Here is a 24,019-nt window from a genome sequence, read left to right as displayed (position 1 = left end):
ACCCGCTTTAATAACAACAACAAACCAGGAGACACCCCCAATGTTTGGCATGTCCCACGACGCCTACCTGCTGCTTGATGCAGTGGTCACGGTGATCGGACTCATCATCCTGATCACCAAGTTCAAGATTCACCCGTTCATTGCCCTGACCATCGCCGCCGCGTTCCTCGGCCTGACGTCCGGCATGCCGATCGGCACCATCATCAAGGCGTTCCAGGACGGCTTTGGTGGTGTGCTCGGTTTCGTCGGCATCATCCTCGCGCTGGGCACCATGCTCGGCAAAATGATGGCCGAGTCGGGCGGGGCAGACCAGATTGCCCAAACCCTGATCCGCGCGTTTGGTAAAGACAAAGTCCAGTGGGCAATGATGTTCGCCGCGTTCCTGGTGGGCATTCCGCTGTTCTTCGAAATCGGCTTCGTATTGCTGATTCCGCTGGTGTTCATCGTTGCCCGCCGCACCGGCGTGTCGATCATCAAGATCGGTATCCCGCTGCTCGCCGGCCTGTCCGCCGTGCACGGTCTGGTGCCACCGCACCCGGGTCCGCTGCTGGCCATCGGCGTGTTCGGCGCTGATATCGGCAAGACCATCCTGTACGGTCTGATCGTTGCGCTGCCGACCGCCATCATTGCCGGTCCGATCTTCGGTACATTCATCGCCAAGCACATTCCGGGTCACCCGAATCAGGAACTGGTCGATCAACTGGCCCGCGAAAACGATTCCGCCGTCCTGCCGAGCTTCAGCATCACCCTGATCACTGTGCTGCTGCCGGTGTTCCTGATGCTGCTGAAAACCTTTGCTGACGTCGCGCTGCCGGACGGTAATTTCTTCCGTACCTGGATGGACATGATCGGTCACCCGATCTCGGCACTGCTGCTGGCGTTGCTGCTGTCGCTGTACACCTTTGGCTACAAGCAGGGCATCGGCTCCAACCAAATGCTCAAGTGGCTTGATGCGAGCCTGGCGCCAACCGCGGCGATCATCCTGATCATCGGTGCTGGCGGTGGCTTCAAGCAGATGCTGGTGACCAGCGGCGTGGGCGACGTGATCGGCCACATGGCAGTCAGCGCGCAAATCTCGCCGATCCTGCTGGCGTGGCTGGTAGCGGCGGTGATTCGTATCGCCACCGGTTCGGCGACTGTGGCGACCATCACTGGCGCAGGCATTGTGGTGCCGGTGGTGGGGATGATCCCGGGCGTCAACCGTGAGCTGCTGGTGCTGGCCACCGGTGCCGGTTCGTTGATCCTGTCCCACGTCAACGACGCCGGTTTCTGGCTGGTGAAGCAATACTTCAACATGACCGTGGCCGAGACGTTCAAGACCTGGACCGCGATGGAAACCATCCTCTCCATCGTCGCGCTGGGCTTTATCCTGCTGCTGTCGCTGTTCGTTTAAGCGACTTTTTGCAGACACAAAAAAACCGCAGCGATGCGGTTTTTTTGTGGGCGACGAATTTATTTGGATCGTTCCCACGCTCTGCGTGGGAATGCAGCCCGGGACGCTCTGCGTCCCAAAGCGGACGCAGAGCGTCCAGTGAGGCATTCCCACGCGGAGCGTGGGAACGATCCTAGGTGGGTCAGTTATTTGGTGACTAAGCCATCCGCCCGGAACATCCCGCGAATGCCGCGTACAGCCTGACGAATCCGGTCCTGGTTTTCGATCAGCGCGAAGCGCACATGATCGTCGCCATACTCACCGAATCCCACGCCCGGCGAGACGCAGACCTTGGCTTCGGCCAGCAGCTTCTTGGCGAACTCCAGCGAGCCCAAGTGCGCGTATGCCTCGGGAATCTTCGCCCAGACATACATCGACGCTTTCGGATTCTCGACCATCCAGCCCAGCTCATGCAGGCCTTTGACCAGCACGTTACGCCGCTGCCGATACTGCTCGGCGATGTCGCGCACGCACTGCTGATCGCCTTCCAGCGCAGCAATCGCTGCCACTTGCAGCGGGGTGAACGTGCCGTAGTCGTGGTAACTCTTGATCCGCGCCAGAGCGTTGACCAGTTCTGGATTGCCGACCATGAAGCCGATACGCCAACCGGCCATGTTGTAACTTTTCGACAGGGTGAAAAACTCTACGGCGATGTCCTTGGCGCCCGGCACCTGCATGATCGACGGGGCTTTCCAGCCGTCGTAGACGATGTCGGCGTACGCCAGGTCGTGGATCACCAGCACGTCGTATTGCTTGGCGAGGGCGATCACCCGTTCGAAGAAATCCAGCTCCACGCACTGCGCGGTCGGGTTGGACGGGAAGCCGAGGATCATCATTTTCGGCTTGGGGATCGAACCGCGAATCGCCCGCTCAAGCTCGGCGAAGAAGTCCACACCGGGCACCAGCGGCACCGAACGCACCTGGGCGCCAGCAATCACCGCGCCGTAGATGTGAATCGGGTAGCTCGGGTTAGGCACCAGTACGGTGTCGCCCTGATCAAGCGTGGCCAGCATCAAATGCGCCAGGCCTTCCTTGGAACCGATGGTGACGATGGCCTCGCTTTCCGGGTCGATATCGACCTCGTAGCGTTGCTTGTACCAATTGGAAATCGCCCGGCGCAGGCGCGGAATGCCCTTGGACGTGGAATAACCGTGGGTGTCTTCGCGTTGAGCAACTTGTACGAGTTTTTCGACAATGTGCGGCGGCGTAGCGCCGTCGGGGTTGCCCATGCTCAAGTCGATGATGTCTTCACCACGACGCCTGGCGGCCATCTTCAGCTCGGCGGTGATGTTGAAAACGTAAGGGGGGAGTCGATCTATGCGCGCAAAGCGGCGCGGCGAACCTTGTTCGGCCATTGTTGCCTCGGATAACGTAAGCGCCCGGAACCGTCCGAGCGACGCTGGTCACTGCGGTGACCTGTTGGCGAAGATAAGGGCAGTGATGGCAGACTGTCCAGTCTGTGCATAAACAAATTTTTCCCAAGGAAATCGGTAGATGGAATTCACCAGCGGCTTCTTGCTGAGCCTTTCGCTGTGCCTGGACATCGGCGTGGCCAATATCGCAATGATCACTTTGGCGATGCAGCGCGGTTACTTTCAAGGCTTCGCGCTGGGCCTTGGCACTTGTGTCGGCGACTTGATTTACGCCGTGCTGGCGCTGGCCGGGATGACCGTGCTGCTGCAATACGAAACTGTGCGCTGGGTGCTGTGGATCGGCGGTTCGGCGCTGCTGATCTACTTTGCCGCGAAGATGATTTATTCGGCGATTCACCACGAAGCGCTGCTGGCTGAAACCGCCGAAGTGGGGCACAACTCCCATCGCAAGGAGTTCTTTCGCGGGATCTTCCTGGCCATGTCCTCGCCCAGTGCAATTCTGTGGTTCGCCGCAGTGGGTGGCACGCTGATCGCCCGGTCCGGTGGCGGTGGCCCAGTCAGTTCGGCGCTGTTCCTCGGTGGTTTTCTCTGCGCCGGGCTGCTGTGGTCAGCCGGTTTGTGCTTCGCCGCCAGCCACGGTGGCAAGCTGCTGGGTGACAAGCTGTTGCGCTATTCCTACCTGGCATCTGCAGCGATCTTCTGCTATTTCGCGGTGTACGTGATCGTATCCGGCTATAACGAGTTTGTCGGCTCCGGTGCCGTCGAGCAGTTGCACGCACTGTAATCGTGCTAATCGGCATGGGCTTTCTATACTCACCAGCCGAACCACTTTTTTGTTCCAGGAGTCGAGTCATGGATGAGCAAACACGCGTCGAAGTGGCTGAACCTCGCTTCGAACATGGACACTTTCTGCTGATAGCAGGTTTTCGCGGTCGTTTTACCCAAGAGACAGCCAAGGATATCCCGGCGCTGTGGGAAAAATTCCTGCCGCACCTGGGGCGCATTCCTGGCCAACAAGGCGAAGTGACCTATGGGGTCTGCTGCAATTTCGACGGCAAGGGTGGCTTCGATTACATCGCCGGGGTGGAAATAAGCAAGCTCGATGATCTGGATCAGAAGTTGTATCAATGGGTCGAAGTGTTACCCCGCCAGTACGCGGTGTTCGAACATACAGGGCCACTCGACCAGTTGCCGCAGACCCTTCAGTACATCTACAAAACCTGGCTGCCGAGCTCTCACTATGTGGAACTGAACGCCCCGGAGCTGGAGCGCTACAGTGCGGACTTCAATCCGAAACTGCATACCGGCAAGCTGGAAATCTGTGTACCGGTCGACAGCAAATCCTGAGCCGACAACGCTGAGGCGGATCACTGATCCGCCTCTTGTTTTCAACGCTGTTTACGGCGCGCCCGCATCAGGTCGATGCCCAGGGTGATAAAGCCGAATGTACTGATGCCCAACACCATCAACAGGCCAATCTCAACGCTGCTCATAAGCGGTTCCCCCAAGGGTAGTCAGAGACACCCCACAGAAATAGACCCCCGCGAACCCGAAGAAAAGCGCTTATACGCAGGCTTTACGCCGCCCGCGCGGATCGATATGCACACCTTATTCCTTTATGCTTTGCGCACTTTTTTCCGCTGATTTTCGAGCTGCCATGAACACCGTCATTCGCAACGTCACCGCCGCCGACCTGGATCGCTGCTACGCCATCGAAACCGTTGCCTATGAAGGCGACGAAGCTGCCACTCGCGAGAAGATCGCCACGCGCATTGCGACCTGGCCGGAGGGTTTCATCGTTGCCGAGGTGGACGGCGAGGTCGCGGGTTTCATCAACTCGGGCGCGGCGTTTGACGTGCAGATGTCGGACGAGGCCTTCAAGGAACTGATCGGCCACGACCCGGCCGGGCCGAACGTGGTGATCATGTCAGTGGTGGTGCATCCGGACTATCAGGGCCAAGGCCTGGCCAAGCGCTTGATGGCCGAGTTCATCGAGCGTATGCGAGGGATGGATAAAGCGACGATTCACTTGATGTGCAAGGAAAAGCACATCCCGCTGTATGCCGGGTTTGGCTTTGCCTACATCAAACCGTCTGAGTCGGACCATGGCGGCATGGCGTGGCACGAGATGATTCTGACCCTGTAAACACGTCCCCCTGTAGGAGCTGCCGAAGGCTGCGATCTTTTGATTTTGGGTTTTAAGATCTAGATCAAAAGATCGCAGCCTTCGGCAGCTCCTAGAGGGGATGGTGTGTCAGTAGAGGGTGTCTTGCACCCGCTTCGGCGCCTCGCGGTCGTACGTGTCGGCATCGAACTGGCCGTCGTTCAAACGCTTGTGAAAGGCTCCGGCCGTGGGCAGCGCCGAGCGCGGCAGATGCGTTTCAGGGTTCCACGCATCCGAGCGCACAAACGCTTTCGAACAATGGAAATACGCCGCTTCCACTTTTACCAGCAACACGGTTTTCGCCGGTTTGCCGTTCACTGCAAAACTCTCCAGCAACGCCGGCTCGGCACTGATCGACGCCGTGCCGTTGACCCGTAACGTCTCGCCTATCCCCGGAATGATAAACAGCAGCGACACCCGTGGATCGTGCAGCACATTGCGCAACGTATCGATGCGGTTGTTGCCCGGACGATCCGGCAGGGCCAGAGTGCGTTCGTCGATGATCCGCACAAACCCCGGCGCATCACCGCGTGGCGAATTGTCGAGGCCATCAGCGCCCACCGAGCTGACAATCACCAACGGCGACACGCGCACCATCGCCTGATAGTCCTCGTTGAGAAAGGTGATCTGCTTGCGCACCGCACGCTCGTGGGGCAATCCGTAAATAGCTTCCAGTGCTTCAATTGAGTCGATCATCGTGCTTCCCTCGATGACTTAGAAAAACAGGCCCATGCGTCGCTCGTACCCGATTCGGCCCTTGTACGCCTCGCCGCTGTCGACGTAGCCGTGTTTGGCGTACAGCGCGATGGCGGCGTCATTGTCGGCGTCCACCGACAATTCCAGCCCTTTGATCTCCGGCCATGCCTGGCGTGCGACTTTCGGCAGCGCTTGCAGACACGCCTTGCCGTAACCCTTGCCCTGCGCCCGGCGATCCACCTGCAATGCATGCAGCGTGGCGCTGTGTTCATCGGCCCAGGCCGGTAACACCGGCGGGCGCTTGAGCAGCAGGAACGCCACTGGCACTTCATCCGCCAGCAGCGCAAAACCCTTCACGCCGGGGCCGGGTTTCGACAGCAAGGTGTGCAACGCGCCATGAATGTCGCCGGAAAACTTGATCTGCTCGGGATGGATTTCAATCGCCTCGACTTGCTGACGCTGCAATGCGTTCAGGTTGTCGTACGGCACGAGTTGGGCTGACACGGGAATTTCCTTTTTCCTACAAAGATGAGTCCGGATTCTAGCGACTTTGCTTCCTGCGGAAATTTTTTGTTTCGTCTGTCGATCTGCCGATTGGCCGAACGACTAAAGGTGTCTTCACAACAACAATCACGGAGAACAGCATGAGCGCACAGACTGAAATCCAGACCCTGATCGACACCTATCGACAGGCCGTCATGGCCAAGGACGTGGAGAAAGTCATGGCGTTGTACGCCGACGACATCGTCTCGTTCGATGCGATCAAGGCCCTGCAATTCAAGGGCAAACCGGCCTACCGCGCGCACTGGGTGGAATGCATGGAAATGTGCCCCGGCCCGCACATCTTCGAATTCCACGAGATCGTCATCGAGAGCGCCGCCAATATTGCCTTCGCCCATTGGGTGGCCAATTGCGGCGGCACCAACGAGAAGGGCGAAACCCAGAGCTGCTGGATGCGCGTCACCGCGTGCTATCGGCAGGTCGGCGGGGCGTGGCGCATTGTCCACGAGCACTGGTCGGCACCGTTCGATCCGATGAGCGGCGCGACGCTGTTCGATGTGCAGCCCTGATCTTCAGCCATAGTTGATCCGTTCGTTTCAGGAGAACGCCATGAAATATCTTTGTCTGGTCTACAGCGATGAGCGCTTGCTGCATTCGTCGCCCGATAGCCCCGAAGACGCTGAATGCTGGGCCTACGCCGAGTCGATCGAGGGCAGCGGACGGATGGTCGCGGCCGAAGCGCTGGAGTCGGTGCAGACCGCGACCACGGTGCGGATGCGCCACGGCAAACTGTCGATCACCGATGGCCCGTTCGCTGAAACCAAGGAGCAACTGGCCGGCTTCTACCTGATCGATGCCAAGGATCTCAACGAGGCGATCCAGGTCGCCGGCAACATCCCGGCGGCCCGGGTTGGCAGCGTTGAAGTGCGCCCCGTGCGCCAGTTGAATGTCTGAAGTCCGGGCGCGGGTCGAGCAGGTCTATCGCGAAGACTCGCGGCGGATTCTGGCGACGCTGATTCGCCTGCTCGGTGATTTCGATCTCGCCGAAGAAGCCTTGCACGAGGCATTTTTCGTCGCGGTCGAACGCTGGCAGCGCGACGGCGTGCCGGACAATCCGCGCACCTGGCTGGTGTCCACCGGGCGTTTCAAGGCCATTGATGTGTTGCGTCGTCGTGCACGGTTCAAGGCCTCGCAGCCGTTGTTGTTGGCGCAGCTGGAAGAGCTGGAGCAGGCCGACTGGAGTGACGAAGACGTGGAAGACGATCGCCTGCGGCTGATCTTCACCTGCTGTCACCCGGCGCTGGCGGCAGATGCACAAGTGCCGCTGACCTTGCGTGAAGTCTGCGACCTGACCACCGAGGAAATCGCCCGTGCCTTTCTCTCGGCGCCGGCGGCGATTGCCCAGCGCATCGTGCGGGCGAAAGCCAAGATCCGTGACGCGAAAATCCCATACCAAGTGCCGACCCTGAGCGAACTGCCCGAACGCCTGGACAGTGTGTTGCGGGTGATTTATCTGGTGTTCAACGAGGGCTATTCGGCGTCGATGGGCACTGAGTTAACACGGGAAGATCTGACCCGTGAAGCAATCCGGCTAGGGCGGTTGTTGATGGAGTTGCTGCCGGAACCGGAGGTGATGGGGCTGTTGGCGCTGATGCTGCTGCACGAGTCGCGACGGCCGGCGCGCACCTCGCCGACAGGGGGATTGGTGCTGCTGGATGATCAGGATCGCTCGCAGTGGGATGCCGGTTTGATTGCTGAAGGTTGTGCGCTGGTGGAAAGGGCGCTGACCACGCGGCGGTTCGGGCCGTATTGCCTGCAAGCGGCGATTGCGGCGGTGCATGCCGAAGCGCCAACCGCCCAGGACACCGATTGGGAGCAAATCGTTGGGCTGTATGACGTGCTGTCGCGGGCGGTGCCGTCGCCGGTGATCGAGTTGAACCGGGCGGTGGCGGTGGCCAAGCGTGACGGGGCGTTGGCCGGGCTGACGTTGATCGAGGGGATATTGGCGCGAGGGGAGTTGCAGGATTACCACTTGGCACATTCGGCGCGGGCGGAATTTTGTCGGCAGTTGGGCCGGGTTGAGGAGGCGCGGGCGGCTTATTTGCGGGCGCTGGAGTTGACGCGGCAGGAGCCGGAGCGGCGGTTTATCGAGGGGCGGTTGAGCGAACTCGATTGATCTGAAATCTTCAATGGCAGCGCCGGCCTCATCGCTAGCAGGCTAGCTCCCACAGGGTTCGGGGTTGAACACTGCATTTGTGATCGACATCAATCACTGTGGGAGCTAGCCTGCTAGCGATTGAGGTCCGAAGGACCTTCGGCGTTTTGTCAGGCCTGCTGGCGGGTCGCAGCCATAACGATTTCGCGGATGCAAACGTTCTGCGGCTGCTCATACGCATAAGCAATCGCCGTCGCCACATCCTCGGCACTCAACACCGTCCCGCCCATTTCCTGCTTCCAGGCCTGATACCCGGTCTTGATCGCCTCATCCGTGGTGTGGCTCAACAACTCGGTCTCCACCGCCCCCGGCGCAATCGTAGTCACGCGCACGTTATGCGGCGCCAACTCTTCACGCAGGTTTTCCGACAGGCCATGCACGGCAAACTTGGTGCCGACATACGCCACGTGATTCGGGAAGGTCTTGCGCCCGGCCACCGAGCTGACGTTGATGATCGTCCCGTGTTTACGCTCGACCATCCCGGCCACCACCGCGTGCACACCGTTGAGCAAACCCTTCACATTGACGTCGAGCATCTGGTCCCACTGCGCCGGGTCCTGCTCTGTCATCACGCCCAGCAGCATCACCCCGGCGTTGTTGATCAGCGCATCGGCCGGCCCGAATTGGGCCTCGGCTTCTGCCACCGCTGCGAGCAAAGCGGCGCGATCGGTGATGTCGACTTTACGGCTGAGGGTGTTCGGCAGCTCCAGCGCTTCAAGACGCTCAACCCGCCGCGCCAGCAACAGCAGCGGATGGCCGGCAGCACTCAAGCGGCGGGCGGTGGCTTCGCCGATGCCCGAACTGGCCCCGGTAATGATGATCAATGGCTTGCTCATGGATGCGCTCCTGAAATAAGAATTTCAAATGACTAAAGAATGGGCGCAGTATATTTTGCCCTGCCGAGGCTGAAAAATGCCTTATTCCTCTGTTTGTCATCGGAATTTCCTATGGATATCCGCCATCTCAAAGCCTTCCTCGCGGTGTTTGAGGAACGCAACATCACTGCAGCCGCGCAGCGACTGTTCATTAGTCAGCCGACGCTGTCGGTGACCATCAAGCAGCTTGAAGAAGAACTCGGCGCACCGCTGTTTGTGCGCCAGCCACGCGGGGTCGAGGTCAGCGATGAGGCGCGGTTGTTGTACCCGCAAGCGCGGCGCATGGTGGCGGAAGCCGAGGCCTTGAGCCGGATGTTTCGCGGTGGCGAAAACCGCCTGCCGTTGACCCTGGGTATCGAGGGCGATATTGCCGCCAGCCATATCGAAGCGTTCGTGCGCATGGCCCATCTGGCATTGCCGAATCTGTTGCTGACGCTGGAGGAAGGTTGCAGCGGTGAGGGTCGTTTGGCGGTCGAGGAGATGTGCTGCGAAGACGAGTTGTTCCTGCCACTGTGGGAAGAACCGTATGTGATGGCGCTACCGCTGGATCATCCGATGGCGGCCGCACAGGCCGGTTGGGCGCCGATTGAAGACTGGATCACTTGCCCGCAGCATCCGTCGCATCAGCGTTTGATGGCGCTGTACGGGCGCTCGCCAGACGCGGTGGCGGGGCATGCCGGCTCGTTGCAGCAGGCGTTGCATATGGTCGCGGCGGGTGTCGGCGTGGCGATGTTGCCGCAGTCACTGGTGAACGGACATGGGCAGGTGGTGGTGCGCGCGCTGCACCTGCCGGCGCCGACGCGGCGGGTGGGGTTGTGTTATGCGGCGCAGGCGCTGGAGTTGCCGGCGATGCGTGGGTTGCATGAGTATTTTCAGGTGAATCGGCCGGCGGATATTGCTGCCGCCTGATCGGCCGCTATTCCAGCATCTTGCTCAGCAGCCAACTCCCCGCCGGCCCCGGCGGATAGAGCCGTGACCACAGGGCATCGACAAACACCGGTTTCGGCCAGCCGCGCACGTTCAATTCCACTAGCGTGCCATTGCCGAAACGTCCCACTAGCCAGCGCGGCAGTGGCGCCCAGCCGAAGCCCATTTCGGCCATTTCCATCAACATCAGATAACTCGGTGCCGACCACACGCGGCCCTTGGCGCGACTCTCGTAGGGATTGATGATCGTTGCCAGGCGCAGTTCGCGATGCTGTTCGAGGATGGCTTGATCGACATTTTTCAGCGTCGCCAGCGGATGTTCGCGGCTGACGAACAAGGCGATATCCGTGCGCTCGGCGACGGTCGAGGTCACCAGATCCGGCGGATACGTGTCCTGCATCTCGGCAAAGGCCAGATGCGCTCGACCGCGTTGCACCAGTTCGATCAAGTCATCGCATTCGGCGATCAGGCATTCCAGCTCCAGATCCGGATAACGCTGCTCGAAGCCCATCAACGCCGCTTCGAAACGCGCCGATTGGTAGGTGTCGGAAATCGCCACGGTCAGCTTTGGTTCGACACCTTGGGACAATTGTCGTGCGGTCATTTCCAGACGGCTGTTGGCTGCCAGAATCGCCTCGGCCCGTTGCAGCATCACGTGGCCAGCGGGGGTGAGGGTCGGTTTGCGGCTGCTGCGATCAAACAGGATCAGATCCAGATCAATCTCCAGACTCGCCACCGCCGCGCTGATGGTCGACTGACTGCGCCCGAGTTTGCGCGCCGCCGCCGAAAACGAACCCTGGGTTGCCGCCTGGACAAACGCCAACAGCACTTCTTGCGAAGCCATGAACTATCGCCTTGATCGATGGTTATTGGTTATGAAGTATCGGTGCGGGGGTGGATCATGGCAACCATCTTCACTCAAGGAGTCAGGCCATGACTGCCCCTAAATCCATCACTGAACGTATTTTCCAGGCCATCGGTTTCGAACTGCTGGCGATCCTGATTTGCACACCATTGCTGGCGTGGATCATGCAAAAACCGCTGCTCGACATGGGCGCGGTGACGGTACTGATCGCGATGCTGGCGCTGGGCTGGAACGTGGTGTTCAACCGTTTCTTCGACCGCATGCTGGCGCGCATGAACGTCGCGCACAACGCCTGGGTGCGTGTGGTGCATGCGTTGCTGTTCGAAGGTGGCTTGATCGTGATGGGTGTGCCGCTGATTGCCTGGTGGTTGTCGGTCAGTCTGTGGCAAGCGTTGTTGCTCGACATCGGCGTGTTGCTGTTCTTTCTGCCGTACACCTACGTGTATCACTGGGGCTATGACGTAATGCGCGAGCGCTTCCTGACCCGCAGCGCTTGTCAGGGTTGACCCCCATTCCCCTGTAGGAGCTGCCGAAGGCTGCGATCTTTTGATTTTGCTGTTTATAAGATCAAAAGATCGCAGCCTGCGGCAGCTCCTACAGAGGGACGTGTTACCTGTCAGAGAAACATCCCGCCCGACGCCTCAACCCGCTGCCCATTGATCCACTGCGCACCCGGCGACAGCAGCAGTGCCAGCGCTCCGCCAATATCATCCGGCTGCCCCGCACGACCCAGCGCCGTATTGCTGGCAACCATCGCATTCACCGCCGGGTTGTCGCGCACAGTGCCGCCGCCAAAGTCGGTTTCAATCGCACCCGGCGCCAGCGTATTTACGGTGATCTGCCGTGAGCCCAGTTCCTTGGCCTGATAGCGGGTCATTACTTCAATCGCGCCTTTCATCGCCGCATAAGCACTGGCGCCCGGGATGGTGAAGCGAGCAAGCCCGCTGGAGACGTTGATGATCCGCCCGCCATCGTTAATCAGTGGCAGGAGTTGCTGAGTCAGGAAGAACGGCCCTTTGAAATGCACGTTCATCAGCAGGTCGAATTGCTCCACGGTCGTTTCGGCGAAACTGACATGCAAACCGACCCCGGCATTGTTGATCAGGAAATCAAATCGCGGCCGATCAAAGTGCTGCAACGCCTGCTCGACCCGCGCGGCGAAGTCGGCAAAGCCTTCGCTGCGGCCGACATCCAGTTGCAGCATCACGGCTTTCGCGCCGAGTGCTTTGATTTCGCTTACCAGCGCCTGAGCTTCATCGGCGCGGCTGTTGTAGGTGCCGATGATGTCGATGCCGAGGGCTGCGAGGTGCAGGGCGGCGTTTTTGCCAAGGCCACGACTGGCGCCGGTGATCAATGCGATTTTGCGGTTCATGGGACTTCCTCGGTTGCGGTGAGTGGTGATGGATCAAAGTTTATTTATCCGCCGCCAGGTGATAAACAGACTGAAACCGGAATCACTGTTCGGATGATTCGAACAATCAGAGAGTGGCCCCATGAACAAACTGGAACTGCTGCGCACCTTCGTCCGGGTCAGCGAGTTATCAAGTTTCACCCTCGCCGGAGAAAACCTCGGCCTGCCACGTTCAATGGTGTCCGAACATGTGCAAGCGCTGGAAGCCCTGCTCGGTACGCGTCTGTTGCAACGCACCACACGCAAGGTGCAAGCGACGCAGGACGGCCTGGTTTTGTATGAGCGCAGCAAGGATCTGCTCTCGCACATGGACGAGATCGAAGGCTTGTTCCGTCAGGACGAAGCGTCGCTGACCGGGCGGATTCGCGTCGACATGCCGAACATTCTCGCGCGACGTGTGGTGATGCCAAGGCTCCCGCAGTTCATGGATCGTCACCCGAACCTGGAACTGGAAATCAGCAGCACTGACCGCCGAGTCGATCTGCTCAGCGAAGGTTTTGATTGCGTGCTGCGGGTCGGCGCACAACCGGATCAGTCGGTGGTGGCGCGGCACCTGTGCGACGTCAGCATGATCAATTGCGCCAGCCCTGCTTACCTTGAACGCTATGGCGTGCCACAGACCCTGGAAGATCTGGCACAGCATCGACTGGTGCATTACGTCGGCGTGCTTGGTTCGCGTTCGGAAGGGTTTGTGTATGAGGAGGAGGGGCAGATACGGCGCGTGCCAATGGCCGGCAGTGTCACGGTCAACAGCACCGATGCTTACGAGTCGGCGTGTCTGGGCGGCTTCGGGATTGTGCAGGTGCCCAATACCGGCCTGCGCTCGCATCTGCAAACCGGCGAACTGGTGGCGGTGCTGCCGCAATACAACGCGCCGGCAATGGGCGTTTCGCTGTTGTACGCGCGGCAGCGACATTTGCCGTTGCGGGTGCGGGCGTTTATGGATTGGTTGGGGGAGGTGATCCGTTCCACTCTCTAGCCCACTACACCAATCAAAATGCAGGAGTGAGCCTGCTCGCGATAGCGGTTCATCAGTCTAGATCTGCACCGACTGACGCTGCTTCATCGCAAGCAGGCTCGCTCCCACACGTTTGCTCACGGCATGATCAAACGTGGAAGTAACCCACGCACGAATCAAACGGCAGGCGCTTGAGTTCGATTTTGTTCAGGTCCAGCACTTCACGCAGCGCTTTGGTTTCACCCGGGAAGTTGCGATAAGCCACTTCGTCCAGTACCACGATCGCGCCTTTAGGCATGTAGGGCAGGAAAGTTTCCAGCGCGACCTTGGTCGACTCGTACAGGTCAGTGTCGAGAATCAACATGGCCACGACCAGGTCCGGACGCGTCTTGACCCACTCCGGCACGGTCTTGACGATGTCGCCCTTGACCAGTTCGCAACGCGGAATACGGTTGACCGGACGCAGCAAGTCATTGGCGTCGATCATGTCCTGGATCAGCGACTGGTCGGTATCGGCGAACATGGTTTCGTTGACGTCGGCCGGATCGTCGGTCTTGCTGATGCTCTGGAAGCCTTCGAAGGTATCGAAACCCACGATCGAACGGTTGATCGCGTAGGGCTCCAGAATCATCGACAGGTGCATGTAGAGCATCAGCGAGTTGCCCTTGTACACGCCGCACTCGATGATCGCGCCCGGAATCTCTGCGACTTTCTTGAACAGCTCCATGCGCGACAGGGCAGCGGTCACACCGATGCGGTTGGCGAATACAAACGGTGCGTCCGCCACGTACTCGGCATCCACGCGCTTGAGGACATTGGCGCGGGTTTCGTTGTACTGAGCCTCGGCGGGGGTGATGCGACGCTTGGTCATTGCTGGATTCCTTGGAAATTCGAAAAATCGTGGGCGTGGAAATAGTCTTTGAAACCGGCACCGACATCCGGACAGGCGCTGTCGACATTGATCGCGCCGCGCTGATGTTTGAGGTCATGCAGGTGCATCAGGCGGAAATCCACGCTGAAGCGGGTTTGCTGAGTGTGATTGGCCACGGTGCCGTGCAGGTGTGAGCCGGAGAAAATCAGCATTTCGCCGGTATTGCCGGCGATACGCAGTTCGGACGCGGTATTGATCTCTTCCAGTGGCACCGGATGCACGCGGACTTCGTCCTTGAGGTTGTCCTTGGCCTTGTGCCGCTGGTTGCTGATCCAGTCCGACAGGCTCCACTGACTGGAGGTGTTTTTCACCGGTACATCGAAGTAGCCGGTGTTGATCATCATCGTTTGATCCGGGGAAATGGTGTGCACCGGCATCCAGGTGTTGATCTGGCAATCGACGCTGCCATACCAGGTGTCGCGATGCGGCTTGTAGGCGTAGCTGACCCCGGCGTGCAGGTAGTCGTAATTGGGTACGACGCGGATGCGCGGCACGTCGAAGATGTATTCACGCGGATCGGCGCCGATCTCTTCGATAAAACTCAAAATCAGTTCTTTGACGCGCAGGCTGTTGGTGAACTGGCCCTTGAGGCGAGTCACCAGCACGACGAACTCTTCCACCGGCATCAGCATGTGCAGCGCCTGGTGCTGGGTTTCACCGTTGAATGCAGCCGTGATGCTCTCTTGAGCAAAGGCACACAGTTGGTGGGCAGCGCGCAGTTGCGTGTTCAGAAAGATATCGCCGGCGTAGATGGCTTCCTTGAAGTCAGCTCGTTGTTGAAGCTGATTGATATACAAATTCACTGTTGCCCTCCTGGAGACGTCGAGTGACTTAATAGTCGGCACCCGACCGACAAACTGAAGCGTTTTTTGACCACTGGCGCTTTGCGGCGAGGCTGGCAAGTTTCAAACCGACAAAAAAAATCCCGGTGTGCGAGGGGCCAGCCGGGATCTTTCGAGCGAATGTGAGCTTAGAACAATTGGGTGAACAACCAGTACAGGCTGCCCGACAACAAAATCGCCGCCGGCAACGTCAGCACCCACGCCATCAACAAATTGCGGATGGTCTTCATCTGTAATCCGCCGCCATTGGCAACCATGGTCCCGGCCACGCCCGAAGACAACACATGCGTCGTCGACACCGGCAAACCGAACATGTCGGCTGCGCCAATGGTCAGCATCGCCACGGTTTCCGCCGACGCGCCTTGTGCGTAAGTCAGGTGGGTCTTGCCGATTTTCTCGCCGACCGTCACCACAATCCGCTTCCAGCCAACCATGGTGCCCAGTCCGAGCGCGATGGCCACGGCGATCTTCACCCACAGCGGAATAAATCGCGTCGCGTTGTCGATCTGCTGCTTGAACAGTTGCAGTTTGCCGCTGGTGTCGGCATCGAAGTTGCCGACCTTGTTCTTGTCCATCAGGCGAATGGTTTCGCTGGCCAGGTACATGTCGTTACGCACGTTGCCCATGGCTTCGGCCGGGACTTTCGCCAGCGAGCCGTAGCCTTTGACTTCTTCACCGATGTGCCCGGTGAGGGCGGCGAGGGCGGGGACCAATTGCGGCGAGGCTTCCTTGCTGCGCATGTAATCCGAGAGGATCGGGCGCGGATCGGCCGGCGCCGGCAGCGGTGAACTTTTGACCAGCGCTTGCTGGGTGACTTGCGCCACGGCTGCGAACTGCAGTGATTGTTCTTCCGGCATGGTGCGATTCAAGGCGTAGGCCATCGGCAAGGTGCCGACCAGAATCAGCATGATCAGGCCCATGCCTTTCTGCCCGTCGTTGGAGCCGTGGGCGAACGATACGCCGGTGCAGGTCAGGATCAGCAAGCCGCGAATCCACCACGGTGGCGGGGTGTTGCCTTCAGGCGCCTTGTACAGCGAACGGTTCTTCACGAACGCGCGCAGCGCCAGCAGCAACAATGCCGCAAAACCGAAACCCACCAGCGGCGACAGCAGCAATGCGTAACCGATCTTCGTTGCCTGCGCCCAGTCCACGCCAGAGGTGCCATCGCGCCCGTGCATCAACGCATTGGCCACGCCGACGCCGATGATCGAGCCGATCAACGTATGCGACGACGAGGCCGGCAAGCCCAGCCACCAGGTGCCGAGGTTCCACAGGATCGCCGCAATCAGCAGGGCGAAGATCATCGCGAACCCGGCAGACGAGCCGACCTGCAGGATCAGCTCCACCGGCAGCAACGCGATGATGCCGAACGCCACCGCGCCACTGGACAGCAGCACACCGAGGAAATTGAAGAACCCCGACCAGACCACCGCCACATTCGGCGGCAGCGAGTGGGTGTAGATCACTGTGGCCACGGCGTTGGCGGTGTCGTGGAAACCGTTGACGAACTCAAAACCGAGCGCAATCAGCAGTGCCACGCCGAGCAGCAGGAACGGCGTCCACGTGGTGACCACGGTGCCGAGTTCGTGCATGTCGTGCATCAGGCTATAGGCCGTGAACAGCATCCCCATGGCCAGCACTGCGAAAAAGATCACGTAGGTGAACGGGCCGGTTTTCTTGTCGAGGGCGGGCCTGCCGCTGGGGGCAGACGTTTGGCGGGCGGTCAGGGAGGGAGTAGCCATGAGCGGACAATCCTGAGCGAGGGAAGGAGTGTCGCCCATGATCGTTGCAGAATGTTACAGAGAGGCTGCGGTAGATCAGTGTTTGGATGATTAGCGATTGATTGCTCGTCCCCACGCAGAGCGAGGGAACGAGCGGTGGCCAAAAAACTCAATAATCCCCGCGTTTACGAAACGCCCAGCGCCCGGCAATCACCGTAAACGTCGCCACCAGCGCGACCAATATCCAGAACCCCTCCGGGTCCTGCGACAACGGCACGCCCCCCACATTCATCCCGAAGAAACCGGCAATGATGTTGATCGGCAGCGCCAGCACCGTCACCACGGTCAGGGTGAACAGTGTGCGGTTGCTCTGTTCGTTGAGGTTGGCGGCGATTTCTTCCTGAAGCAGTTTGATCCGCTCGCCGAGGGCGGTGAGGTCGTTGATGATCAGCGCAAATTCCTCGGTGGATTTGCGCAACTCCTTGACGTCCTCCTTCTGCAACCACGGCGGCGGGCGATTGAGCAGGCGCAGTAACGAACCCGGCTCCAGCGCCAACAGCCGCTGCAAACGCACCAGCACCCGCCGGTGGGCGCCGAGTTCGGCACGGTTGGTCGACAGCCGCGATGAGAGCAATTCGTCCTCGACCTGATCGACGCTGAGGCTGGTCTTGCGCACGATCTGCGTCAGCACTTCGCCTTGATCGCGCAGCAGGTGCACGAGCAATTCCGAAGGCGAGCGAAAGCGCTCACCGGCCTTCACCGACGAACGCAATTTATCCACCGAATGCAGCGGTTGCAGGCGCGCACTGACGATCAGTTTGCTGCGCACGCACACCCACAGCGTCGACACATCAGAAGAGACCATGCTGCTGAGGTTGAACACCACGTCGTTGACCACCGCCAGTAACGCCGAGTCGACGTGCTCGATGCGCGTCGAACGCGAGCCTTCGTGCAGCGCCTCAAAAAACTCGTCGGGCAATTGCAGATGGCTTTTCATCCAGCGCTCGCACGCCGCGTGCGCCAGGTTCAGGTGCAGCCAGAGGAATTCGCCGCTGTCGCTGTCGTCCTGCAGGCAGCGCAGTGCCGTCGCCGAATCGACCTCGCGGCCAGGCTCACCGGGCAGAAAACGAAAGCCGTAGAGCAAGCCAAACAGGTCAGGATCGCGATGACTGATATCGAGGCTGTGGTTCATGAAGGCTCGCTGCGAGGTTGGCGTGAGACAGGGAATTCACAGATTCACCTGAACCGCATCATCGCAATGTCACATGACGTTTGTGTGACGGCAAAATGACGTCAAATCAGCAACTTACCGGCGGTCGGATTTTTCTCAAGAAGCGCTCTGGAACGCCGATCACAGGTGCATTAGGTTGCGCGCCATTGGCCACGGGCCAAGGTTCGCTAGGGAAGTCCGGCACTATTTCACGCTCGTTTCGGGCGTGCCTCATCCCTGTCTTGAGTACCTGCGATGCTGCAAAAATCCCTGAGAGCGCAAATTCTCGCCCTGCTGAGTGGCAGCCTGTTGGCGATGCTGTTGATCGCGCTGGCCTGTTTCCATTTCCTGTCCAACGGCGTGCAAAGCTACAGCCAGTTGATCGCAGGCCCCTTGCACACTTCGCAACTGATCGACGAAGCCAACCTGCAATTCAAGGTGCAGGTGCAGGAATGGAAAAACGTCCTGCTGCGCGGCAAGCAACCGGCAGACCTGGCCAAGTACTGGGGCCAGTTCGAAGACCGTCAGCGCGATGTGCAGAACATTCTCGGTGAACTGGCCAGCCAGAAAGGTATCGAGCCAAGTCTGAAAAACCGTATCGATCGTTTGCGCGACGAGCACCGTCAGTTGGGCGTTGCTTACCAGAAGGGTCGCGACGCCTATGTAGCGGCGGGCGGCGATCCAACGGCGGGCGACGTCGCTGTCAAAGGCGTCGACCGCGCGACCAGCGAGCAGATGAGCGAACTGGTGACCGAGTTGCGCAAACAGGGCACCGAGCAGTCGGCGCTGATCAGTGCCGAGGCTGATCGCACGGTATTGCTAGGCACCCTGGTGATGCTTGCTTCAAGTTTGCTGATTGGTCTGCTCAGCTTGTGGCTGGTCAATCGCAATCTGGTCGAGCCGATCCGCAAACTGATTGATTACGTGACCCAGTTGAGCCGAGGCAAATTGGCTGAGCGCGTGTCCAGCGACCGTCAGGATGAATTGGGCAACCTCGCCGCCGCCGCCAATACGCTGCGCGATTTCCTCGCTGAAACCTTCACCCGTTTGCAGCGCAGTGCCAGTGACCTGGACAGCGCCAGCGGCGAGTTGAACGCCATCGCCACCACCATGGCCGGCGGCACCAACGAGCAGTTCAACCGTACCGATCAAGTGGCCACGGCAATGAACGAAATGTCTGCCACCGCCCAGGAAGTGGCGCGTCACGCCGCCGATGCGGCGCGCGCTGCCGATGATGCCGACCAGTCCGCCCAGCAGGGTGAAAAGGTCATGCAAAGCACTATTCACACCATCACGCAGATGCGCGGCGAAATCGCCAACACCGCCACGGTGATCCGTCGTCTGGAAGCCGACAGCGGCCGTATCGGCAAGGTGCTGGAAGTGATTCGCGGCATTGCCGAGCAGACCAACCTGCTGGCGTTGAACGCCGCCATTGAAGCGGCGCGGGCCGGTGAGGCCGGGCGTGGTTTTGCTGTGGTCGCCGACGAAGTGCGCAACCTGGCGCAGCGTACGGCGGAGTCGATCATCGAGATCAACCAGATCATCCAGAGCGTGCAGACCGGCGCGGTGGACGCCGCGCAAGCCATCGATAGCGGCCAGACCCGCAGCGATGAAAGCGTCGAGCAGGTCACCCAGGCCGGCGCGATGCTGGAGCGCATCACCCACGCGGTGGAAGCGATTCGCGACATGAACCGCCAGATCGCCACCGCCGCCGAGGAGCAGACGTCGGTAGCCGAGGACATCTCACGCAATCTGACCGAGATCACCTCCATCGCCAGCACCAACCTCGAAAGCGTCCAGCGCACCGAAAGTGCCAGCCAGAATCTGCATGGGCTGTCGGGGCAACTGAACGAAGTCACCGCGCGCCTGAGCGCCTGAGCCGTTGACTGTGTACCGGTTCGGATACCGAGTCGGTACACAGTCGATCTCAATTCAATGCGGCCATGGTCGATGACCGGTTATCCATAACCGGCATTGGAGCATTCCCATGGTCAGCATCACCTCTGTTTCGATCAACCAGACCCTCACCACAGCGACCAGCAAGACGTCGATCAAAGACGTTGGCGAAGACACCTCGACTAGCGCAACGACGAGCAGCGGTGTAGCTGCCGATACCAGCAAAGTCGCTGCGGGTGGCGGTGCGGCGCCGGCGGGCGACAGCAGTTCCAGCAGCAGTGAAGAATCGGACTCGGTGAAAGAGCTGCGCAAGCAGATTGCCGAGTTGCAAAAGCAATTGCAGGAACAGCAACAGGCGCTGCAAGCGGCGCAGGCGAAGCAGGAAAGTGCTGAGGCGAAGGCTGCGGATGTTGCGGCGGCACAGTCGCAAATCTCCAGCACCTCAGCCTCGTTGCAAACCGCCACGGCGGCGCTGTTGCAGGCGTTGCAGGATTCCGACAGCAGCACCTCCGGCTCACTGGTCAGTACTTCGGCCTGATCATCAGCGCACTTTCTGTGTGGGGGCAGGCTTTAGCGTCGTTCACCCGATCCTGTAGGAGCTGCGGCACGCTGCGATCTTTTGATTTTGTTTTTAAAGATCAAAAGATCGCAGCCTCGTTTCACTCGACAGCTCCTACAGGGGGTTATGTCGCGCACAAAAAAGCCGTGCGATCATTAGATCGCGCGGCTTTGGGTACGCGGTGTATCAGGTGTCTTGCTTGTTGCTCAGCACCTTGCCGGTGGTGGCGTCGAAGTCCACGTCGAACTCTTTGCCATCAGCGGTTTTCAGCTCAACCTCATACTCATAATTGTTGAAGTGGTTATCCAGGTCGGTGTCGGTGATGGTCGCACCCGGGTGCAGCTTCAACGCGGCCTGGTTCATTTCTTCCAATGGCTTGATCTTGCCTTCCTTCACCAGTTGCGGGATCTGGTCGACGCGGACATCAGCCTGGGCCAGGCCAGCAGTCAGCGTCAGGGCAGCGGCGGTAAACAGGGCAGTCAAAGTTTTCATCGGTTCGTTCCTTGGGTGAGTCGTTTAAGTGAGTTCAGGTTAACCAGCGCAACTTAATTCACCCTTAAAACTCGCATCGTCCGCAGGATGCTCTTGTGGGAGCGAGCCTGCTCGCGATGCGGACACTTCGGTTACAGATCGTTGTTCTTCAACACCTGATCAACACTGGCCGCCGCAGGGCGTTTATAGAACTTCAACAGTTCGCTGGCGCGGTTGGTGAAGATGCCATCGACACCAGCAGCCATTACTTTCTCGAAGTCCACCGGCTCATCGACGGTATAGACGTGTACCAGCATGCCTTGGTCGTGGGTGTACTTGTTCATCCACGGCTGCACCAGATCGGAATAGCTCTGATCGCCACCCTTGGTCAGCTTCGCCGAAGGACCTGTGCCGATTGCACCTTGAGCCTTGGCGTAATCGACCCACTGTTTGAACTCAGCTTCGGACTTCGGCTCCTGCTTGCCGTAGAAAGCGTTCTTGTCCTTCTCGCCCGACTCGGCAAACGTCACTTTGGATTTCGGCTCGATGCTGCCTTCGCCGACCCACAACAGCAGAATCTTCGGCACTTGCGGCATTTCCTTTTGCAGCAGTTCGAGGCTGTTCTTCTCGAAGGTCTGCAAAATCACCTTGCCTTTTCCCTGACCGACGCCCAGCGCACTCTTCGCCAGTTTCGAACCCGCCGGGCTCAGCCAGCCGCGATCCTGCAGTTTGTCTTTCAGGTCTTTCTCGATCCCCGGAAACAGTTGCGGCTCCTTGGTTTCGATGTACAGGCCCGGCTTGTGCTGCGGGTTGGCCTGGGCGATGTCGATGATTTCATCCAGCGTCAGAATTTTCAGCCCAGCGTAGGAAGGGCGGGCGCGATCCGGGTAGGCCTTGTTGTACCAACTGCCGGCGTCGAGGGTTTTCAGTTCGGCCATGGTGAAAGCCGTGGCCGGGCTGTCCTTGCGCTCCGGGAACTTGGTGGCGACGTCGGTGGTGCGTTGCAGGTTGTTGTCGTGCAGGGCGAACAGCACGCCGTCCTTGCTGCGTTGCAGGTCCATTTCCAGGTAATCGGCGCCCAGATCGCGGGCCAGTTTGTAGGCCGCAGCGGTGGATTCCGGTGCATCAAAGGACGCGCCACGGTGGGCGATTACCGCCGGGTGCGGGATGCCATGCGTCGCAGCCACGACGTCGGGCGTTGTCTGGCTGGCGGCATGCGCCTGACCGAAACCGAGCAACAGGCTCAGCATGAGGGCGCTTTTGGTGAAAGTGGCGGGCATGTTCGAATTCCTTTCGCAGGGCATTTTCAAAGACGTACCTTTTAACAACTGAATCGATCGGGTGCTATCGCGAGACCGACATAAACGTATTAAAAGCGATTTTTCCTGCACTTTTGTGGCGCTGTTTGCAGTACGCTTGCCCACGGCAGACGTCCCGGCAGAGGACGCGCCCACTGTTGCGCCCTGCGTGTAAACCATCGATCAACATTTCGTGAGGTTTACCATGCGCATCACCTCCCAACTCATCTGCTAGGCCGCCGACGACCTCAAGGGCTTTGTCGGCCTCAACCGCAAGACCGGTCAGTACATCGTGCGTTTCAGCGAAGATTCCTTCGGCATGGACGTGGCGGATGACGGCATCATTCCCACCAGCGAATTCGTCTGGGCGCAGCTTTCAGACACGACCATGACGTTGAAGCGCGAGTTGATTCAGTTGCTGCTGGATCAGAACATCGATGACCGGATCAACATCACCGAGCCGTTGCGGGTATATATGAGCAAGCGCGAAGTGCCGGAGATTGTGGCGCTGCGCAGTCTGGTGCGCGGCTGAAATTTGCAGTGACCCTATTGCCGCCATCGCCAGCAGGCTGGCTCCCACATTGGATCTTTGGCGCTCACACATCCCCTGTGGGAGCCAGCCTGCTGGCGATGAGGCCAGTGAGTGCGCCGCCGCACTCACTGGCCAAACCGATACTCGCGCTCAACCTTGCACACCCGCGTTTGAAACGCCGAATACCAGATCGACCGCCCACGCTGCTGAATCACCTGGTGCTCGGGATGCTCCCGCCACGCCAGAATCGCCGCCTCACTTTCCCAATAAGAAACAGTGATGCCGATGCCGTCCGCCCCGCGAATCGAGTCAATGCCCAGAAAACCCGGTTGTTCGGCAACCAGTTCCATCATGCGCTCGGCCGCTTCGGCGTAACCGTTGTCGCCCTCGGTGCGGGTCGAGGTGAAGATCACTGCAAAACAATCTGGCTTCATCGACGTGACTCCACGCAGGCTTCGACTAACGCACGTACCAGCGGCGGCATCTGGCCCTTGAGCGCCGCACGTTCCGGTTGAAACAACGTCGCGACAAAGAAGCGATGATCCTTGAGTTCGATCGCCCGCAAGTCACCCGCTGAGTCATGACCCACAGCCTGTAGCCGATGTTTGAAAAGCTCCCGTTCGAACTGTGGATTCACACCGTAGCGGCAGCGATAGCCTTCACGAATTTCAGACGTTTCGTACGCCTTGGCGATCACCGAACCTGGCACCAGATCAATGCTGTCCACGGTTTCCACCAGCGAACAGGTGAGCGGGGTGAGCACGGCTCTTTCGGATTCGGGCGAAGTCTCGCCATGTTCAGCATCAGCCCAGCCCAACACATTGCGGGAAAATTCCAGCACCGCATGCTGAAAACCGCCACAGGTGCCGAGGAAGGGGCGCTGTTGCTCGCGGGCAAAACGGATCGCTCGCAATGCGCCGGCTTCACTTTTGTAAGGGCTGGCCGGCACGCACCAGAAACCGTCGAAGCTTTGCAGCGGTGTATCGGCGTGGATTTGATCCGTGGCCAGCCAATCGAATTGCACAGCCTGACCAAGGTGTCCGGCCACCCGACCGAGGGCAATGGGAATGGCTTGGTGGGCGGTGACTTGCGGATCGTAATCGCCGATCAGGGCGATGCGGATGGCGCTATTTTCCATGGGA

The 24,019-nt window shown here is 59.5% G+C and carries 26 protein-coding genes and 1 pseudogene; 13 read left to right on the top strand and 14 right to left on the bottom strand.

Going from position 1 to position 24,019, the window contains the following annotated elements; all coding sequences use genetic code 11:
• The first annotated feature begins 40 nt into the window (after nucleotides 1–40).
• Nucleotides 41–1,393, top strand: coding sequence for a GntP family permease (locus tag IAI51_RS15930; RefSeq protein WP_187679335.1), 1,353 nt, complete (start codon nucleotides 41–43; stop codon nucleotides 1,391–1,393).
• Between the two features lie 185 nt (nucleotides 1,394–1,578).
• On the opposite strand, the gene alaC is transcribed toward IAI51_RS15930, so the two are convergent.
• Entirely contained in the window at nucleotides 1,579–2,787 is a 1,209-nt protein-coding gene (alaC, locus tag IAI51_RS15925; RefSeq protein ID WP_187679334.1) for an alanine transaminase, read from the bottom strand.
• Nucleotides 2,788–2,926: 139 nt separating this feature from the next.
• On the opposite strand from alaC, the gene IAI51_RS15920 reads away from it, so the two are divergent.
• The 3 genes from IAI51_RS15920 (at nucleotide 2,927) to IAI51_RS15910 (ending at nucleotide 4,951) form a co-directional block, all read left to right on the top strand.
• Entirely contained in the window at nucleotides 2,927–3,589 is a 663-nt protein-coding gene (locus IAI51_RS15920; protein ID WP_187679333.1) for a LysE family translocator, read from the top strand.
• Between the two features lie 68 nt (nucleotides 3,590–3,657).
• The gene (locus IAI51_RS15915; RefSeq protein ID WP_187679332.1) at nucleotides 3,658–4,152 is read left to right on the top strand and encodes a GyrI-like domain-containing protein; all 495 of its coding nucleotides are present in this window, start codon (nucleotides 3,658–3,660) and stop codon (nucleotides 4,150–4,152) included.
• Between the two features lie 310 nt (nucleotides 4,153–4,462).
• On the top strand, nucleotides 4,463–4,951 hold the full coding sequence (locus IAI51_RS15910; RefSeq protein ID WP_187679331.1) for a GNAT family N-acetyltransferase: 489 nt from the start codon (nucleotides 4,463–4,465) through the stop codon (nucleotides 4,949–4,951).
• A gap of 108 nt (nucleotides 4,952–5,059) precedes the next feature.
• Here the strand turns inward: IAI51_RS15910 and IAI51_RS15905 are convergent, their stop codons facing one another.
• Nucleotides 5,060–5,665 carry a pyridoxamine 5'-phosphate oxidase family protein gene (locus IAI51_RS15905; RefSeq protein ID WP_187679330.1) on the bottom strand — a complete coding sequence of 202 codons (606 nt, stop codon included), beginning with the start codon at nucleotides 5,663–5,665 and terminating at the stop codon, nucleotides 5,060–5,062.
• An 18-nt stretch (nucleotides 5,666–5,683) separates the two neighbouring features.
• A complete protein-coding gene (locus tag IAI51_RS15900) occupies nucleotides 5,684–6,169 on the bottom strand; it encodes a GNAT family N-acetyltransferase (protein WP_187679329.1) in 486 nt (161 codons plus the stop codon).
• A 140-nt stretch (nucleotides 6,170–6,309) separates the two neighbouring features.
• Here IAI51_RS15900 and IAI51_RS15895 point away from each other — a divergent pair, with 140 nt between their 5' ends.
• The 3 genes from IAI51_RS15895 to IAI51_RS15885 are packed head-to-tail and all read left to right on the top strand — an operon-like array spanning nucleotide 6,310 to nucleotide 8,342.
• Nucleotides 6,310–6,735: a YybH family protein gene (locus tag IAI51_RS15895; protein ID WP_187679328.1), complete on the top strand. Its 426-nt coding sequence runs from the start codon at nucleotides 6,310–6,312 to the stop codon at nucleotides 6,733–6,735.
• A 40-nt stretch (nucleotides 6,736–6,775) separates the two neighbouring features.
• Nucleotides 6,776–7,120, top strand: coding sequence for a YciI family protein (locus IAI51_RS15890; protein WP_187679327.1), 345 nt, complete (start codon nucleotides 6,776–6,778; stop codon nucleotides 7,118–7,120).
• Entirely contained in the window at nucleotides 7,113–8,342 is a 1,230-nt protein-coding gene (locus tag IAI51_RS15885; protein WP_187679326.1) for an RNA polymerase sigma factor, read from the top strand. The genes IAI51_RS15890 and IAI51_RS15885 overlap by 8 nt, the downstream gene beginning before the upstream one ends.
• A 149-nt stretch (nucleotides 8,343–8,491) precedes the next feature.
• Here IAI51_RS15885 and IAI51_RS15880 read toward each other — a convergent pair whose 3' ends face one another.
• Nucleotides 8,492–9,217 carry an SDR family oxidoreductase gene (locus IAI51_RS15880; RefSeq protein ID WP_187679325.1) on the bottom strand — a complete coding sequence of 242 codons (726 nt, stop codon included), beginning with the start codon at nucleotides 9,215–9,217 and terminating at the stop codon, nucleotides 8,492–8,494.
• Nucleotides 9,218–9,328: 111 nt separating this feature from the next.
• Here IAI51_RS15880 and IAI51_RS15875 point away from each other — a divergent pair, with 111 nt between their 5' ends.
• Nucleotides 9,329–10,165, top strand: coding sequence for a LysR family transcriptional regulator (locus IAI51_RS15875; RefSeq protein WP_187679324.1), 837 nt, complete (start codon nucleotides 9,329–9,331; stop codon nucleotides 10,163–10,165).
• Between the two features lie 7 nt (nucleotides 10,166–10,172).
• Here the strand turns inward: IAI51_RS15875 and IAI51_RS15870 are convergent, their stop codons facing one another.
• Complete coding sequence (locus IAI51_RS15870; protein WP_187679323.1) at nucleotides 10,173–11,027, bottom strand: LysR family transcriptional regulator; 855 nt, start codon at nucleotides 11,025–11,027, stop codon at nucleotides 10,173–10,175.
• Between the two features lie 89 nt (nucleotides 11,028–11,116).
• Here IAI51_RS15870 and IAI51_RS15865 point away from each other — a divergent pair, with 89 nt between their 5' ends.
• Complete coding sequence (locus IAI51_RS15865) at nucleotides 11,117–11,554, top strand: multidrug/biocide efflux PACE transporter (protein WP_187679322.1); 438 nt, start codon at nucleotides 11,117–11,119, stop codon at nucleotides 11,552–11,554.
• A gap of 110 nt (nucleotides 11,555–11,664) precedes the next feature.
• Here IAI51_RS15865 and IAI51_RS15860 read toward each other — a convergent pair whose 3' ends face one another.
• Nucleotides 11,665–12,420, bottom strand: coding sequence for an SDR family NAD(P)-dependent oxidoreductase (locus IAI51_RS15860; RefSeq protein WP_187679321.1), 756 nt, complete (start codon nucleotides 12,418–12,420; stop codon nucleotides 11,665–11,667).
• 121 nt (nucleotides 12,421–12,541) lie between these two features.
• Here IAI51_RS15860 and IAI51_RS15855 point away from each other — a divergent pair, with 121 nt between their 5' ends.
• Nucleotides 12,542–13,438 carry a LysR family transcriptional regulator gene (locus IAI51_RS15855; RefSeq protein ID WP_187679320.1) on the top strand — a complete coding sequence of 299 codons (897 nt, stop codon included), beginning with the start codon at nucleotides 12,542–12,544 and terminating at the stop codon, nucleotides 13,436–13,438.
• Between the two features lie 127 nt (nucleotides 13,439–13,565).
• Here the strand turns inward: IAI51_RS15855 and IAI51_RS15850 are convergent, their stop codons facing one another.
• The 4 genes from IAI51_RS15850 to IAI51_RS15835 all read right to left on the bottom strand — a co-directional run bounded on the left by IAI51_RS15850 (nucleotide 13,566) and on the right by IAI51_RS15835 (nucleotide 18,103).
• The gene (locus tag IAI51_RS15850) at nucleotides 13,566–14,288 is read right to left on the bottom strand and encodes a TylF/MycF/NovP-related O-methyltransferase (RefSeq protein WP_187679319.1); all 723 of its coding nucleotides are present in this window, start codon (nucleotides 14,286–14,288) and stop codon (nucleotides 13,566–13,568) included.
• Complete coding sequence (locus IAI51_RS15845; protein ID WP_187679318.1) at nucleotides 14,285–15,151, bottom strand: hypothetical protein; 867 nt, start codon at nucleotides 15,149–15,151, stop codon at nucleotides 14,285–14,287. The genes IAI51_RS15850 and IAI51_RS15845 overlap by 4 nt, the downstream gene beginning before the upstream one ends.
• A 167-nt stretch (nucleotides 15,152–15,318) precedes the next feature.
• Complete coding sequence (locus IAI51_RS15840; protein ID WP_187679317.1) at nucleotides 15,319–16,932, bottom strand: inorganic phosphate transporter; 1,614 nt, start codon at nucleotides 16,930–16,932, stop codon at nucleotides 15,319–15,321.
• Between the two features lie 148 nt (nucleotides 16,933–17,080).
• Nucleotides 17,081–18,103 (bottom strand): transporter, encoded by a 1,023-nt coding sequence (locus tag IAI51_RS15835; protein WP_187679316.1) that lies wholly within the window; start codon nucleotides 18,101–18,103, stop codon nucleotides 17,081–17,083.
• A 273-nt stretch (nucleotides 18,104–18,376) separates the two neighbouring features.
• Between IAI51_RS15835 and IAI51_RS15830 the strand changes: the two genes are divergently transcribed.
• Nucleotides 18,377–19,999: a methyl-accepting chemotaxis protein gene (locus tag IAI51_RS15830; protein WP_187679315.1), complete on the top strand. Its 1,623-nt coding sequence runs from the start codon at nucleotides 18,377–18,379 to the stop codon at nucleotides 19,997–19,999.
• A 109-nt stretch (nucleotides 20,000–20,108) separates the two neighbouring features.
• Nucleotides 20,109–20,555 (top strand): hypothetical protein, encoded by a 447-nt coding sequence (locus tag IAI51_RS15825; RefSeq protein ID WP_187679314.1) that lies wholly within the window; start codon nucleotides 20,109–20,111, stop codon nucleotides 20,553–20,555.
• A gap of 207 nt (nucleotides 20,556–20,762) precedes the next feature.
• Here IAI51_RS15825 and IAI51_RS15820 read toward each other — a convergent pair whose 3' ends face one another.
• The gene (locus tag IAI51_RS15820) at nucleotides 20,763–21,068 is read right to left on the bottom strand and encodes a PepSY domain-containing protein (RefSeq protein ID WP_187679313.1); all 306 of its coding nucleotides are present in this window, start codon (nucleotides 21,066–21,068) and stop codon (nucleotides 20,763–20,765) included.
• Between the two features lie 131 nt (nucleotides 21,069–21,199).
• Nucleotides 21,200–22,327, bottom strand: a complete 1,128-nt coding sequence (locus tag IAI51_RS15815; RefSeq protein ID WP_187679312.1) for a glycerophosphodiester phosphodiesterase — start codon at nucleotides 22,325–22,327, stop codon at nucleotides 21,200–21,202.
• Between the two features lie 223 nt (nucleotides 22,328–22,550).
• On the opposite strand from IAI51_RS15815, the pseudogene IAI51_RS15810 reads away from it, so the two are divergent.
• A pseudogene (locus IAI51_RS15810) lies at nucleotides 22,551–22,877 on the top strand (DUF2025 family protein).
• Between the two features lie 125 nt (nucleotides 22,878–23,002).
• On the opposite strand, the gene IAI51_RS15805 reads toward IAI51_RS15810, so the two are convergent.
• Nucleotides 23,003–23,311: an antibiotic biosynthesis monooxygenase family protein gene (locus IAI51_RS15805; protein ID WP_187679311.1), complete on the bottom strand. Its 309-nt coding sequence runs from the start codon at nucleotides 23,309–23,311 to the stop codon at nucleotides 23,003–23,005.
• Nucleotides 23,308–24,015, bottom strand: a complete 708-nt coding sequence (locus IAI51_RS15800; protein ID WP_187679310.1) for a CTP synthase — start codon at nucleotides 24,013–24,015, stop codon at nucleotides 23,308–23,310. Before IAI51_RS15800 ends, IAI51_RS15805 begins: the two co-directional genes overlap by 4 nt.
• Between the last annotated feature and the right edge of the window lie 4 nt (nucleotides 24,016–24,019).

This window comes from Pseudomonas sp. N40(2020) (assembly GCF_014472415.1).
Taxonomy (GTDB): Bacteria; Pseudomonadota; Gammaproteobacteria; order Pseudomonadales; family Pseudomonadaceae; genus Aquipseudomonas.
This window is presented reverse-complemented; position numbering and strand designations above follow the sequence as displayed.